The organism is Streptomyces sp. H39-C1 (genome assembly GCF_027158125.1).
GTDB lineage: Bacteria > Actinomycetota > Actinomycetes > Streptomycetales > Streptomycetaceae > Actinacidiphila > Actinacidiphila fildesensis.
Window position 1 is genome coordinate 1 of the sequence record NZ_JAPVLS010000149.1, and the last position, 12,783, is coordinate 12,783.

The following is a 12,783-nucleotide window of genomic DNA, read 5'->3' on the forward strand; positions in this document are numbered from 1 at the left end:
GTCATCTTGCTGGCTGCCGGGCGATCCACAGCGCCGAGTTTTGATGTCTCTCGCTCGTTCCAGATGGGCATCGAGCCCAGATTGCGGAGGTGCCAGGAGTGCGGTTGAACAGCGTGACCTGGGTGGTAAGGGCAGCGTAGGGTCGCGGTTGTGACCTATCCGCTTCCTCCCCGCGTCAAGGACTTTTTGGCGACGCTTCATCGTGGTGACGCGTGCTCGGGAGAGGTTGCCTCGATCCATCAGTTCGGTGTTCTTGTCAATCTCGACGGAGCACCCGAGCCTTCGATGGGTCACATTCCGCCGTCCGAGGTGTCGTGGAAGTGGCTCTCCTCCTGCGGAGAGGCTGTGACGGTGGGTCAACGGGTGACCGGACAGGTCCTCGGCGTCGACGCCGAGATGCGCGGGCAAGTCACCCTGTCCCTGATCGCCCAGCAGCCGAACCCCTGGCTGGCATGGACCGGCCGGGTGGGCTCTGTTTTTTCCGGGCGCGTAACGCGGGTGGTCCCGTTCGGCGTGTTCGTGGGCGTTGACGAGGGGATGGACGGCCTGGTCCACAACTCCGAGTTGTCCCAGCAGGGCAGCGAGCAGGCTCTCCGGGTCGGTGACGAGATGGCCGTGCAGATCTCTGAAGTGGACCCGCTGCGGCGTCTTATTCGCCTCTCGCTCCCACCGCAAGACCCCTGCTGACGTCAAACAGACCGACGAGGAAAACTCGCCCAGGTGGCGAAACCGGGGCACCGCCTTCCGGAGGTGGTGGGAGGATGTAATCCAGACCAAGAGCCCCAGCGGTCTCTGGGTGGCGGTGGTGGGGACCACCGCCAAAAGGCTCAGTCCCGCTGCGCTTCAACAGATGCCGGTTGACCACTTCTGCGAGAGCTTCGGCGGGTGATTCGCCTGGTCATCAGCGTGATCGCCGCCCAGGTGATCAGTGATTCCGATTCTCTGAACTAGCGACCAACCAGCGGCTGCGGGTCGCTGCTGCCCCTCGTTGACGGTGGTGTATTCGGCCGTCGGAGTCTGCCGCATGCTCGATCATGGAGCGATGAGCGAGATTCTTCCCCGACAGGACCTGAGCCTGGAAGCCCTGTCGGCCCTATGGGAACAGCGATGGCCTGCTCCACCGGGCGATCTTCAGATGCGCTATGCCTATCCCGACCGATGGGTGCGCTTTCATAGCCTCCCTGAGTCCAAGCGGTACCCCGACAGCGACGCCGAGTACGCAGTCATGCTCGATCGGCATAACACCCTGTTGGACGAGCTGGGGCCGAACGAAGCCGAGCTGTATGTGGTGACCCGCGAATGGAACGGAGACGCGGAACCCACCGTGCGCATGCCCCAGCTCCGGCAAGTTGATCCGGACGCGCGGCACTGGGGCAGCCATGTCCACGACGATGATTTCCCTGATGACATCCTCTACCAGCATGAATACATCAGCCTCCACCCCCGCAGCAGGCATGCCTTGGACCCCCTTCTGCGGCTGGTAGCTGACGATGTGATCGCAGGAGTCACCCTGGCCCCGCTCGATCTTCGCTGGCTCTACCACCCCTATGACGGAGGCGGGGATGTATTCGCCCCAAGCACCAGCGTCAGGGACGCCCTCAAGGCAGCACATCCTGACTGGCTTTCCACCCACCCGACCGGCATGTGAGGGTTGCTTCTCTGAGTCCGGACCTAGGAAGATCTGACTGGTCGTCCGGCAGCCAACCGGGCGCTCTTGATGGCGAGCCGGCTGGGCGCCTACGACTGCCGGGCCGTCGGTACAGTCGTGCCGGTGACAATGAGTCGAGGCCGGTGGCCGAAGATCGATCAGGACAGCGGCGTCGAGGACGCGGTGTTGCTCATCCTGGAGTGGTTGGGCGAGCAAGGTGTGGGCGCCGCGATCAGGGTGGACGCTGAGCGGTTGCGGGACCAGAAGCCCGCATGGACGTTCACTGCTGGTGGCGGCCCGTTGAGCCAACCGATGCGGGCCGACGGAGCCACCGCCCACGAGTGCTTGTCCCGCGCTTTGTCCTATCTCCGCGAAGCTGGCGTGGACGTGCCCTTCTGACGCGTCGCTCATGGAGCGGACGGTGGCGGCCGCCTTCGGGTGTCGGTGGCGCGTCCAGCGATCTGGGTGAAGGTGGGCATCCCGAGATCGACCGCGGTGGCCGTGCGGGCTGTGGCGGTGTCCATCTGGGAGAGCTTGTCCTCGGCTCCGGCGAGGCTGGTTTCGAGGCCTTCGACTTCGCCAAGCCAGCCTTCCCGCTTGGCTTCGGCGATGCGGTCGATGAGGTTGCCGCGGATCTCGACGAGCCGGGGACGCTCGGCGGGGTCAGGCCTGAGCATGGCGCATCTCAAACAGGCGTGCTCATGAACGCAAGGGGTGGAGAAGGCCCGGCCGCAGGTGCCGATGGAGAGTTTGCGCTTCTCGAAGTGGCCGAGGAAGGAGTCCCATTCCGCATCGGTGGGCGTGCGGTATTCCTCGCCGGGCCGGGTGGCCCGGCGGCGGGCGATGAAGGCCCGGTGCGCTTCGATGACTTCACGGGGGTAGACCGCGAGGTAGCCCATGGTCGTGTCGATCACGCGATGGCCGGCGACGAGTTGCGCGATGTGCGGCGGCATTCCGTTCATCACCGCGTCCGTGATGAAGATTCTTCGGAAGTCGTGCGGCTGCATGGTCAGCGGCTCGCCGCTCGCGTCGGTCAGACCTGCGCTGACCAGGGCCTGACCGAGGTACTTTCGGAGGCAGGTCGGGTGCATCGCCCGGTTCTCGATGCCGATGCGATGCTGGAACAGCAGCGGCATCGGCGGGTTCCAGACGCGTTCGTGGGGGTCGTAGGCGGCAACCGATGCGACGATTCCGTTGCTGTCGCGGACCCGCATGATGATGCGGCTCAGGACGTCGGCCAGCTCGGGGGTCACCAGGATCAGGCGCTCTTGATCAGTCTTCGACGGAGCGATCTGCAGGAGTGGGACGAGCTCGCCGGTGGTCGGCAGCCGGTACTGGATGAGCGAGTGGTGGCTCAGCTCGCACAGTTCCTCGATCCGGATGCCGGTGTGACGCAGGACTTCGATCGCGGCCCAGGCCCAGAACGCCTTATGGTCCTCGTGGGTGAGGTCGCGCCGGGCGGCCCGGGCCGCGGTCCTGGGCGCTTCAAGCTCCTGGGCCCAGATCTTGGCGCCGGACGCGGACTTCAGCACCGGCCGGAAGAGCGTCTGGCCGTCGACACTGAAGACGGTGCCGGGCTCGGCCTGTCGTGCGGCCGCGAGGATCGCGGCGGCCTGGAGGCGGTTGCGTTGGCTGGTGCTGACGAGGAGTGGAAGCACGGGCAGTCGTTCCCGTGTGCGCTGGTCCATCTTCGCCTTAACGCGGCGCTGGTGCTTCTTCTGGTTGGCTTCCGAGCTGGTGACGGGGCTGGGGGCCGCCCAGGGGCCCCATCGCGCGGGGTCCTCGGCGGCCCATTGCGCGAGGTCGAGGTAGAACGCCCGCACTGTCGTCAGATCCGATCGCGCGCTCTCCCGCGGACTGGTGACCGAGACCGTGCTGCCATCGGGCCTGCGGGTTGTCGTCGTCTTCGTCTGGTGCCGCGTCTTCCAGGCGGAGGCAACCTCCGGTGGCAGGCGAAGGGAGTCGATGCCCGGGTGGTGGGTTTCCAGGTTCTTCCAGAACAGACCCCCCAGCACACGGGAGACGGCCGAGAGAGACGTGTAGTCCAGGGCGGGCTGGCGTTCGCGGAGGTAGTCCACGAGCAGGTCGCGTACCGGCTTGCAGGCGATCTCGTAGCGGTCGATCATCTCCGCGACGCTGAGCTGGCCTTGTCCGCCGGTGAAGGCTCGGATTGTTGAGGGTGCGTCCGGAGGGAAGACACCAGCCCTGTGCAGCAGCCGGTAGAACGCGGTCCGGTCGCCGGTCGCTGCGTGGGTGACGCCCTGGGCCTCCAGGAGGTCCACGCAGTCCCCGACGGTGATGTCGCTGATGGAGCCGCCGTTGCGTGCGAGGACGACCGAGATCCGATGCCGGGCGATGCGCAAGACGGCCGGCGGCACCTTGTCGGAGGCCGCTTGGGCACTCAGCAGGTCGAAGCCATCCGGGTCGCGGACCGATGCCATCGCCCGTGCGAGGTGTTGCGAGGTGCGGCTGAGGAGCCATGCCGACTTGGGACGGATGACGTCTCCGCAGATCAGCATCAGGAGCCCCGGCGACAACTGCGAGTCGCGCAGGACCACTCCTTGCGTTCGGGTGAACCACTGCCGGGGCAGGTCGAGCCAGTCCTCCTTCGGCAGGCTCTCGGCCCCGGAAGAGGTCCAGCGCTCCTGCCAGGTGGCCCCGGATTGGGCCTCCAGCCAGGCCAGTACGTAGCCGACGCCGCGACACCGGGACCTCGTCGTGGCCTCGTTCTGCGCGGTGAAGGGGTGCTGTGCCAAGCGGTGCACGACCTCGTCCCTGGGCGCCTGGGTGGCTGACCAGGAGGCGACCGGAGTCCGAGCGGGGAACTTCTCTCTCAGCGCCGATTGTGCTTCCCCGAATCGTCCTCGTTCCGCGGTCTTCAGAACTGGCGGGCTGTGCTCGACGGTGGTCACGAGTTGGGCCTTCCGAACAGGACGTCCAGCGAAGCGGGGTCGTAGCCGGGGGCGGGCAGCGGTGGGCGCGGCTGCTTGGTGGCCTTCTTCTCCTGACGGGCGTGGTGGGCGAGCATGTGCCCGACGATCTCGTCGGAGTCGGGGGTGAGGTAGATCTGAAGGGTGGTCAGCTGCTTGTGGGCGAGGACCCACTGCACGTCGGTGAGGCGGACGAGGGGATCACTGGTCATGCGGTAGGTCGCCGTGTGGCGGAGATCGTGCAGGGACCAGTTCGACCCGAGGAGCTCCTGGACGCGGATGAACATCGCCCTGGCCGCCGGGTACTCCAGCGGTCTCCACGGGCGCCGGAGCGTCCACCAGAGCGGGGCGTTGCGTCCCCGCGGCACCCCGCGGCGCCAGGCTTCCTCCTGGGCGAGCCGTAGCCAAACAAACGCGTCCGGCGAGGCCGGCACCCGCTGGTAGTCGCGGGTTCCCTTGCGGATCACGCCGATGACCTGCTCGCCGGGCAGGGCGTCGCGGTTCGTGCTGGTCAGCAGCTCTTCCGCGCGTACGCCCGTGGAGACCCAGAAGGCGAGCATCGCGCGGTCCCGGTTGTACTTCAGCGCGGCGAAGATCGCGTTGAACATCTCGTCCGGGATCCGTCGCGGGATCCGCTTCGCGACCTTGGGCCGGTAGCGGCCGGTCCGCTCGTGCTTGAACCGTTCCATCGGATTGTGGTGGACGTTGGCCCGGCCGGCTTGGCGGGAGCGGTCCAGGGGGAACGGGTTGATGATCGGTCCGGTGCCCTCACGGAGGTGGAAGTCGTAGAAGGTCCGCATGACCGTTTCGCAGTGAGCCCTCGTCGTCGCCGCGTACTTGACGCCTGGCGACGACTTGCCCGTCACAGGATTCGGTGTCCCCGGTGCCGGCCTCGCGACGCCAGGCCCCTTCGGTGCTGCCGTCTGTGGTCGGAGCTGGAGGCGCCAGTGCACGCGCACGGGCTTGTCGGCCAGCAGCATCCAGCGCATGAAGTCCCTCGCCTCGACGCTGGTCGCCCGGTCCCACCTGATGTCGAGCATCCAGAGGAATCGCAGCCAGCGCAGCAGGTCCAGCGCGTAGGAGCGCAGGGTCGTGTCTTCGCGGCCTGCGGCCTGGAGGTCCTTGAAGAACGCCTGGACCTCCGCGCAGACCTGCCCGTGCCTGTCGATCAGCTGGTACGGATCCCAGGGATCACCGGTCTCTCGTAAGTGGCCCCAATGCGGCAGCTCCAGAGCAGACAGATCACGCTCGGCCCCCTCGTTCTCAGGCATGCCCGGAAGCTAGCAGCAGCATCCTCCATACCGCGCCTGAACTGGGAAAACTCCCAAGTTAGTTCAGTCAACAGGAAGTGCTGGACGAGTCGTTCGTAGTCGCGTGCGTGCCGGCGGGCGTGCATGACCCAAGCGTGTGAGCGTTCGACGACCCAGCGCCGGGGCAGGACGACGAACCCCGGCACGTTTTTCGGGCGGCTGACGGTCTTGATCGTCAGTTTCAGGTAGGTCTTAGCCCAGGTCACGAGCTGTCCGGCATAGGCGGAGTCGGCCCAGACGATGGTGATCTCGGGGTGCATCAGCCGCAACCGGAAGAGCACTTCCTTGGCCGCGTTGTGGTCGGTCATGTCGGCCGCGGTGACCATCACGAACAGCGGCAGGCCCTTGGTGTCCACGACCAGGTGCCGCTTGCGTCCGTTGATTTTCTTGCCGGCGTCGTAGCCGCGGGAGTCCTTGCCGACGGTTTCGGCGGCCTTGATCGATTGGGAGTCGATGACGGTGGCTACCGCTCCGGGCGCCCGGCCCATCTCACGGCGGATGCGCTTGCGGAGCTGGTCACGGATCTGTCCAATGACGCCGGCGGCTGCCCAGCGGGCCATGAACCCGTAACACGTGCGCCAGGGCGGGAAGTCTTTGGGCAGGGCCCGCCACTTGCAGCCGGTGTCCACGACATAGCGGATCGCGTCCACGATCTCCCGGCGGGGATGCTTCTCCGGGCGGCCGCCGGTCCAGGTGTCACAGGCCGGCGTCGGCAGCAGAGGCGCGATCAGCGCCCACTCATCGTCCCAGGTGTCCGAGGGATAACAGCGTCGCCGCGGCAAGCCTCTCCTCCCTCGATGACGGGTGGGACCGGCCGCTTCGCGGCCGGTCCCACCCGTCAGGCGTCAGTGAAGTCGGCGATCACGTCGAGCGTGGACTCGACGGAGTTGAGCTGGGTGTTCAGGTGCTTGATCCATCGCCCCTTCGGTTGCAGGGCGGCGTGCGGGGCGACGGTCGCGGTGATGAAGCGGCGGATTTCGGTGAGCTTGCCGCGGATGATCGCGACCTCGTATGCCTGGAGCTCGGCGGGGTCGGCGCAGAACTTGTAGCCGTCCTTCAGGGTCCAGATCAGCGGTGGCCAGCTGCGTTCGGTGATGGTATCCCGCAGGCAAGCCAGGCCCGATCGGGTCTGGTGGCGCGATAGTTCGCTGGATCTGACCAGCTGGATGAAGGTCAGTCCGGCCGGCCGGGCTTCGAAGAGTACGAACCGGACAGTGTCGGCGTGTCGCTGGGCCGCCGGCGATCTGCGCTCGCGGGCGCGTGGCATCGGCTAGTCGCCCTGCAGGAGCCGGGCCAGCTCGCCGTCGACGTCGACCTTCCCGGTGTCCACGGCCGTCTCGATCCAGTCCAGCGTTGCCCGAACACGGGCGACGTTCTCGTGGACGACCGTGCGCTCGTCGTCGCCCAGCTGGCGATCCCGCATGCCCGGGACGACCCGGCCGGCGGCCGCGACGAACGCATGGCAGGCGGTGACCAGGTCCAAGAACTCCACCGACCGGTCGATGCTGCGGATCGCCGGTGCGACGGGGTTGGTCTGATCGAAGTGCTCGCGGGCCTGGCGGCCCCGCTCGACCTGGGCGTGGTTGACCTGGTGGCGGGCGGTATCGTCCGACATCGCGCGGAAAGCGACATCCGGGCGCCGCAGCAGACCGGTGGTCACCTTCGCAGCGACGGTCTCGTCGCGGGTCAGTTCCTCGACGACCCGAACCTTGTCCTCCTGCTTGACTTGCGCGACCACCGTCGGGCGTCGCAGCAGGTCGCTGGTGACGGTGGCGGCGACCTCTTCGTCCCGGGCCAGGGTGTGAATCGCGCTGACCTTTTCCTGCGGAGTGACCGGGTTCTCAACCTGCCGGCCGGTTCGGCGCTTGGCGTCGTCCGGCGTCCACCGGGACTTGCCGTCGGGTGGGGTGAGAACCGCGGCGAACCGCTCCTCCTCGTCGGCGACCGACGCAAGGATCTTGTGAACGGTGAAGGACACCCCTGAGACCCGACGATCCTTCGGCCACCTCGACGCGGTCCAACGGGTCTCTTTCACCGTGGAGTACGACACTCCAATGTCCTCGGCCAGACGGAACAGCGAGTCCTTGACCGTGAACAACTCCTCCCCTCGCTCTTGGCCGCCGGACTCACGCATCGGCTCGACCTCCAGCGCGTGATCACCGATCGTGAACTGGATACGGCTGGCGGTCTCCACTAGTTTCCGCAGCTCAGCCACGATCTCGGCATACCGATTCGCACTGACGCTGCCGACCTTGTCGGCGATCTGGATCTCTTCGGGCATGGTTCACCACCAACCCGCGGGCCGAGCACGGCAATTGACCGTGACGGGACACGGCCCGCTTCCTGAAACCGAGAGTCAGACTGAATATCCTAAGATCACAACGAATGACCGGAAGTGAACGGAATCTGATCGAAGGGACGATTCGGATGCGTTCGCGTTGCGGTCACTGTGACCGTTCGCCGAACGTTTCCTTTCGGGCCCGCCAAGCCCTTACGACGCATCGCCGCGAGCAGTAGACGGCGTTCGAACGCCGATCCACCCCCGCCACCCAAGCGGCTCCACACTCGGGGCACTCGGCCCGGCCGACACCGCTCAGCTCCGCAGCGACCCGCTTGCGCAACCTGCGCTCTCGGCGCCACTGCCTGGAACGACATGCCGCCGAGCAGTACACGGTCTCGGGCCGTGCTTCCAACCTCAGCCGTTTGCCGCAGCCCTCACACACCCGCTCTTCGGCCTGCCCAGCGTCCTCGGACACCGACCAGCCTAGGACTCAAAGCTGCTCAAAACCGAGGATCGAAAACAGGCACTTACCGCGACGTGGGGAACGCTTTCCCAACGCAGGCGTTTGAGCGCCAAGTTGGGTGCCTTGCTCTCTGATCCGCCTCGTCCACAGCTCGATGCCGCCACCCCGCCGCAACTACTGGTAGCGACTGCCCGACCGACGCCCTCCGGAATCAGGTCCGCCCCAGTGCCGCCTACTCCTGCGTGATCAAGGCCGTTGAGTCCGCCGTCAACTCGCACATCAGTCCCGCTGTGCGATTTTCCGGTGACCCTCTGTCAGTGGCGGGTGCGACGCTGCCGGGTGCACAACCTGTGCCGACTGCGGCCGCCCATGACCGCAGCGCGCTATCCGTCAGGAGAGAGCATGACGACGCTGGCCCCTACCCCCGAGCAGAGCGCAGCGATCAGCTGCTTCGAAGGACGGCATCACATGGTGTTGCAGGCCGGGGCTGGCACGGGCAAGACCGCGACCCTGGAGATGCTCGCCGACCACGACACCGTCCAGCGCGGCCTGTACCTGGCGTTCAACCGGGCCATCAAGCTCGAGGCGGAGCGGCGCTTTCCCTCCCGGGTGAAGTGCAGCACCGGCCACGGCCTGGCCTTCGGGACAGTGGGCTTCCGCTACAAGCACCGCTTCGGCAGGACGCGCATCCCGGCCTGGAAGACCGCGGAAACCCTAGGCCTGCGCCACAGTCTCACCGTCGGGGACAAGATCTTCGAAACCAACAACCTGGCCTACGTCATCAAAGAGACCGTGCTCCGCTACTGCCACTCAGCCGACCGCGAACTGGCCGAGCAGCACGTCCCCATCCAGCGCGGAGCAGAAGACCCGCAGATCCACCGCGTCCTGGCCAGCACGGTCCTGCCCTTCGCCCAGCGCGCCTGGAACGACGTGCGGATCCCGGAAGGCGACAAACTACCGGTCGACCACGACCACTACCTGAAGGTCTGGCAACTGACCGACCCACACCTGAACTACGACTACGTGATGCTCGACGAGGCCCAAGACACCAACCCCGCCCTCGAGGACGTCCTCCTACGACAGCGAGACCACGCCCAGCTCATCCTGGTCGGCGACTCCGCCCAACAGATCTACACCTGGCGCGGCGCCCGCGACATCATGACGAACTTCACCGGCACCCACCTCACCCTCAGCCAGTCCTTCCGCTTCGGCCCCGCCCTGGCCGAGCACGCCAATGACTGGCTCGCCCTGACCCGCTCACCGCTACGCCTGCGGGGCAATCCCGCCATCGCGACCCGCTTGGAGAAGACCTACACCCCGGACGCCATCTTGTGCCGAACCAACGGGGGCGCCATGGCGGAGGTGATGCACCAGATGGAGGCCGGGCGGCGTGTGGCCATGGCAGGCGGCGGCAACGACCTGCGCAAACTGGCCATCGCCGCTGAAGACCTCAAGCAGGGAAAGAAGGCACGCCACCCCGACCTGTACCTGTTCAAGACCTGGGGTGATCTTCAGGAGTACGCGGAGAACGACCCGGCCGGCGCCGACCTCTACCCCTGGGTGGCGCTGATCGATGAGATCGGCACCGAGACCGTTCTCGCCGCAGTGGAACAACTCGGCTCCGAGGAGAGCAGTGATGTCACTGTGTCCACCGTCCACAAGGCCAAGGGTCGCGAGTGGTCCACGGTCCGTATCGGTGAGGACTTTCCGGCCCCGGAATCCGACGCCCTCGGCCGGCCTGGCCGCATCACCACCACCGAAGCGCGCCTGGCCTACGTAGCGGTCACCCGAGCCCGCCACCAATTGGACATCGGAGGCCTGTCCTGGTTCACCAGCCACTCCCAGAACGGGGCACCCACAGCGTCTGCAACACTCCCAGGTCAGACACGGAACGCCTGGGATCTCGGCCCGCTCCCCGCCGCACCTTCGGGTACTGGCGACTAGCCACAACCCTTCTCATCCCGGGGTGCTAACGCCGTCAGCACCCCGGGACCGGTTGAGACGATCCATGCGGCCTTACCGTGCTGCTGCCATGCCGCTCACACTCGGCTTCGATGACGGAGGAGGGCCTGGGTCTGGTTGTTCACCGCTGGCGATGCCAAGATCATTAGGACAAGGGGGGTTCGATGTTGCACGTCATTTCTCTGACCGCGGTAGTTGTCGTGTTGCTCTACGCCGGGGCCGGTGTCCTGGCCCTCACGACCAGCCGAATCATGCCGTGGCTACGGGGATCCATTTTGCGGCCGCGGCTATGGGGGAGTGGAGCCGTGGTGTCTGGCGCTGGGATGTTGCTGGCCCGGTACGCCGGCAGGGTGCACGACCTCGTGGCCCTCAACGCAGCCTTCGCTTGCAGCATGCTCATGATGCTTTGCGGCGGGATGCTGCAGTACCTCAGCCAGCGCGCCGGCCGTCTTCGCGGTTGACGAGGCGCTCTTCCCAGGTTCTGCCCCGCCGCTCACACTCGGCTACGAGGACCGGGGGAGGGGCAGAGCCATGGAACTACTGCTGGTGTTAGTGGGCTTGGTCGCGGTCGGGGCAGTGGTGGTCCTTGTGGGGCGGGCGCGGGTGGGCCGGGGTGAGGCGCGTGCCGAGCAACTGCGCCTGGCCGAGCAAGCCCGCCTGGACGCCCGCCGGACCATGGAGTCGGTCCTGGCGATGAACGACCGGGAGTTCGAGGAGTACGTCGCGGATCTGTGCCGCCGCGACGGCTGCACCGACGTCGTGCGCGTCGGGGGAGCGGGGGACCTGGGAGCCGACGTCATCGCCTCCCTGCCCGACGGCCGCAAGCTCGTCATCCAGTGCAAGCGCTACGCCCCGCACCGGTCGGTGGGCAGCCGGGACATTCAGACGTTCAACGGCACCGCCCGCGCCGAGCATCACGCCGACATCCCGGTGTTCGTCGCGACGTGCCCTTTCACCAAGCCCGGCCGGGACTTCGCCGCCAAACACGCCCTGGTCCTTATCGATCTCGATCTCCTGGGTTTCTGGAATACCGGATCACCGCTGACGTCGTTCTTCGCCCTGGACATCACCCGCTCCGGTACCCACAAGCGCCCCCAGCCCAAAAGCGCGCCCAAGCGCCCGGCCCGGCGTCTGCCGCCCACCCGGCCCGACACGGCAATCTGACAGGGAAGGACGCCACGGCATCCCTCCCACCCAGCGCCGTCCCGGGGAGCCCCACATGCCGGATCACCGCCCGCGGGGTTATCCACCGTCTGCGACCGCGGCCGCAGACGGTGGAGTTTCTGGCGGCGGTCGACGTCATCCGGTCCGGTACGCCGAGCAGCTGCCGCTGTCGATCTGGCAGGTGTTCTACGCGCAGCACCGACCTGGAGCCGAGCGACTGGTGGATGCGGGACCATCCCCGCGGGCGCGGGGAGCAGAGGTCCTCCAGGATCGTCGTCCAGCGGTCCAGGGGACCATCCCCGCGGGCGCAGGGAGTAGAGAATGAACCGCAGCCACCAGACGAACCGGCTGGGAGCATCCCCGCGGGCGCGGGGAGCAGCACAGGGCCCGGTACGGGCGGCCGTTGCGCGGGGGACCATCCCCGCGGGCGCGGGGAGCAGGGGCCGGAGGGCATTATGCCGTGGTACTCAGCGGGACCATCCCCGCGGGCGCGGGGATGGCCCCGCATGTGGGACGTCTCCGCCAACCTCTGACCACTGCTCCCCGCGCACGCGGGGATGGTCCCTCCGTGACGATCTCTTCCCCGCCCGGGTTCCAGGTGTTGTTCGGGAGGTAGTCCTTCCACCCGTCGTCCTGCGGCCAGAACGCGTACATCACACCCTGGTCCAGCGTCGCGGTGTGCCGTCGGTATTGGCGGCTCGGTACTCGACCCGACGGCTACGGACTGGCGTTCTTGGAGTCTGAGGAACACTCGCTCACCTACATCGGTTCCGTCGGGGACAGGTGGATTCCGGCGCCGCCTCCGAGTAGCAGCGTCGCGACGATGCCCAGCAGGCCGCCCAGGAGCAGCGCGAGAGAGCGGACGATGACGGCGATCGTGCTGCCGCCGAAGATTTTGGCTGCGATGTGCCGCTTTGGTGTCAGTGGGGTGGTGTCAGTGACGGCACGTCAGATGCTGGTCTTTGTGCTGGTAGCGGTGGGTGTGGTGGTTTGGTTCGCTGACGCGGGGCGGTACATGCGGTGGG

10 protein-coding genes are annotated in these 12,783 nt (G+C 66.9%); 5 read left to right on the plus strand and 5 right to left on the minus strand.

What is annotated here, in order from left to right; all coding sequences use genetic code 11:
- The first annotated feature begins 150 nt into the window (after nucleotides 1-150).
- The 3 genes from O3W51_RS45295 to O3W51_RS45305 all read left to right on the plus strand — a co-directional run bounded on the left by O3W51_RS45295 (nucleotide 151) and on the right by O3W51_RS45305 (nucleotide 2,047).
- Nucleotides 151-687 (plus strand): S1 RNA-binding domain-containing protein, encoded by a 537-nt coding sequence (locus O3W51_RS45295; protein WP_269289702.1) that lies wholly within the window; start codon nucleotides 151-153, stop codon nucleotides 685-687.
- 355 nt (nucleotides 688-1,042) lie between these two features.
- Nucleotides 1,043-1,648: a DUF3885 domain-containing protein gene (locus O3W51_RS45300; protein ID WP_269289705.1), complete on the plus strand. Its 606-nt coding sequence runs from the start codon at nucleotides 1,043-1,045 to the stop codon at nucleotides 1,646-1,648.
- Between the two features lie 129 nt (nucleotides 1,649-1,777).
- Nucleotides 1,778-2,047, plus strand: a complete 270-nt coding sequence (locus tag O3W51_RS45305) for a hypothetical protein (protein ID WP_269289725.1) — start codon at nucleotides 1,778-1,780, stop codon at nucleotides 2,045-2,047.
- Nucleotides 2,048-2,055: 8 nt separating this feature from the next.
- Here the strand turns inward: O3W51_RS45305 and O3W51_RS45310 are convergent, their stop codons facing one another.
- The 5 genes from O3W51_RS45310 to O3W51_RS45330 all read right to left on the minus strand — a co-directional run bounded on the left by O3W51_RS45310 (nucleotide 2,056) and on the right by O3W51_RS45330 (nucleotide 8,169).
- A complete protein-coding gene (locus tag O3W51_RS45310; protein WP_269289707.1) occupies nucleotides 2,056-4,413 on the minus strand; it encodes a tyrosine-type recombinase/integrase in 2,358 nt (785 codons plus the stop codon).
- 143 nt (nucleotides 4,414-4,556) lie between these two features.
- On the minus strand, nucleotides 4,557-5,849 hold the full coding sequence (locus O3W51_RS45315) for a tyrosine-type recombinase/integrase (protein ID WP_269289709.1): 1,293 nt from the start codon (nucleotides 5,847-5,849) through the stop codon (nucleotides 4,557-4,559).
- On the minus strand, nucleotides 5,747-6,670 hold the full coding sequence (locus tag O3W51_RS45320) for an IS5 family transposase (protein ID WP_331284158.1): 924 nt from the start codon (nucleotides 6,668-6,670) through the stop codon (nucleotides 5,747-5,749). The genes O3W51_RS45315 and O3W51_RS45320 overlap by 103 nt, the downstream gene beginning before the upstream one ends.
- A gap of 56 nt (nucleotides 6,671-6,726) precedes the next feature.
- Nucleotides 6,727-7,155, minus strand: coding sequence for a RacP protein (locus tag O3W51_RS45325; protein WP_269289713.1), 429 nt, complete (start codon nucleotides 7,153-7,155; stop codon nucleotides 6,727-6,729).
- A gap of 3 nt (nucleotides 7,156-7,158) precedes the next feature.
- Entirely contained in the window at nucleotides 7,159-8,169 is a 1,011-nt protein-coding gene (locus O3W51_RS45330; RefSeq protein ID WP_269289715.1) for a DUF6192 family protein, read from the minus strand.
- Nucleotides 8,170-9,034: 865 nt separating this feature from the next.
- Here O3W51_RS45330 and O3W51_RS45335 point away from each other — a divergent pair.
- A complete protein-coding gene (locus tag O3W51_RS45335; RefSeq protein ID WP_269289719.1) occupies nucleotides 9,035-10,576 on the plus strand; it encodes a UvrD-helicase domain-containing protein in 1,542 nt (513 codons plus the stop codon).
- Between the two features lie 549 nt (nucleotides 10,577-11,125).
- Nucleotides 11,126-11,758 (plus strand): restriction endonuclease, encoded by a 633-nt coding sequence (locus O3W51_RS45340; protein WP_269289722.1) that lies wholly within the window; start codon nucleotides 11,126-11,128, stop codon nucleotides 11,756-11,758.
- The last annotated feature ends 1,025 nt before the right edge of the window (nucleotides 11,759-12,783 follow it).

Coding starts and splice junctions, on each gene's coding strand:
- O3W51_RS45315 (WP_269289709.1), bottom strand. CDS start 5,849: ATGCCTGAGAACGAGGGGGCCGAGCGTGATCTGTCTGCTCTGGAGCTG.
- O3W51_RS45340 (WP_269289722.1), top strand. CDS start 11,126: ATGGAACTACTGCTGGTGTTAGTGGGCTTGGTCGCGGTCGGGGCAGTG.
- O3W51_RS45330 (WP_269289715.1), bottom strand. CDS start 8,169: ATGCCCGAAGAGATCCAGATCGCCGACAAGGTCGGCAGCGTCAGTGCG.
- O3W51_RS45335 (WP_269289719.1), top strand. CDS start 9,035: ATGACGACGCTGGCCCCTACCCCCGAGCAGAGCGCAGCGATCAGCTGC.
- O3W51_RS45300 (WP_269289705.1), top strand. CDS start 1,043: ATGAGCGAGATTCTTCCCCGACAGGACCTGAGCCTGGAAGCCCTGTCG.
- O3W51_RS45305 (WP_269289725.1), top strand. CDS start 1,778: ATGAGTCGAGGCCGGTGGCCGAAGATCGATCAGGACAGCGGCGTCGAG.
- O3W51_RS45325 (WP_269289713.1), bottom strand. CDS start 7,155: ATGCCACGCGCCCGCGAGCGCAGATCGCCGGCGGCCCAGCGACACGCC.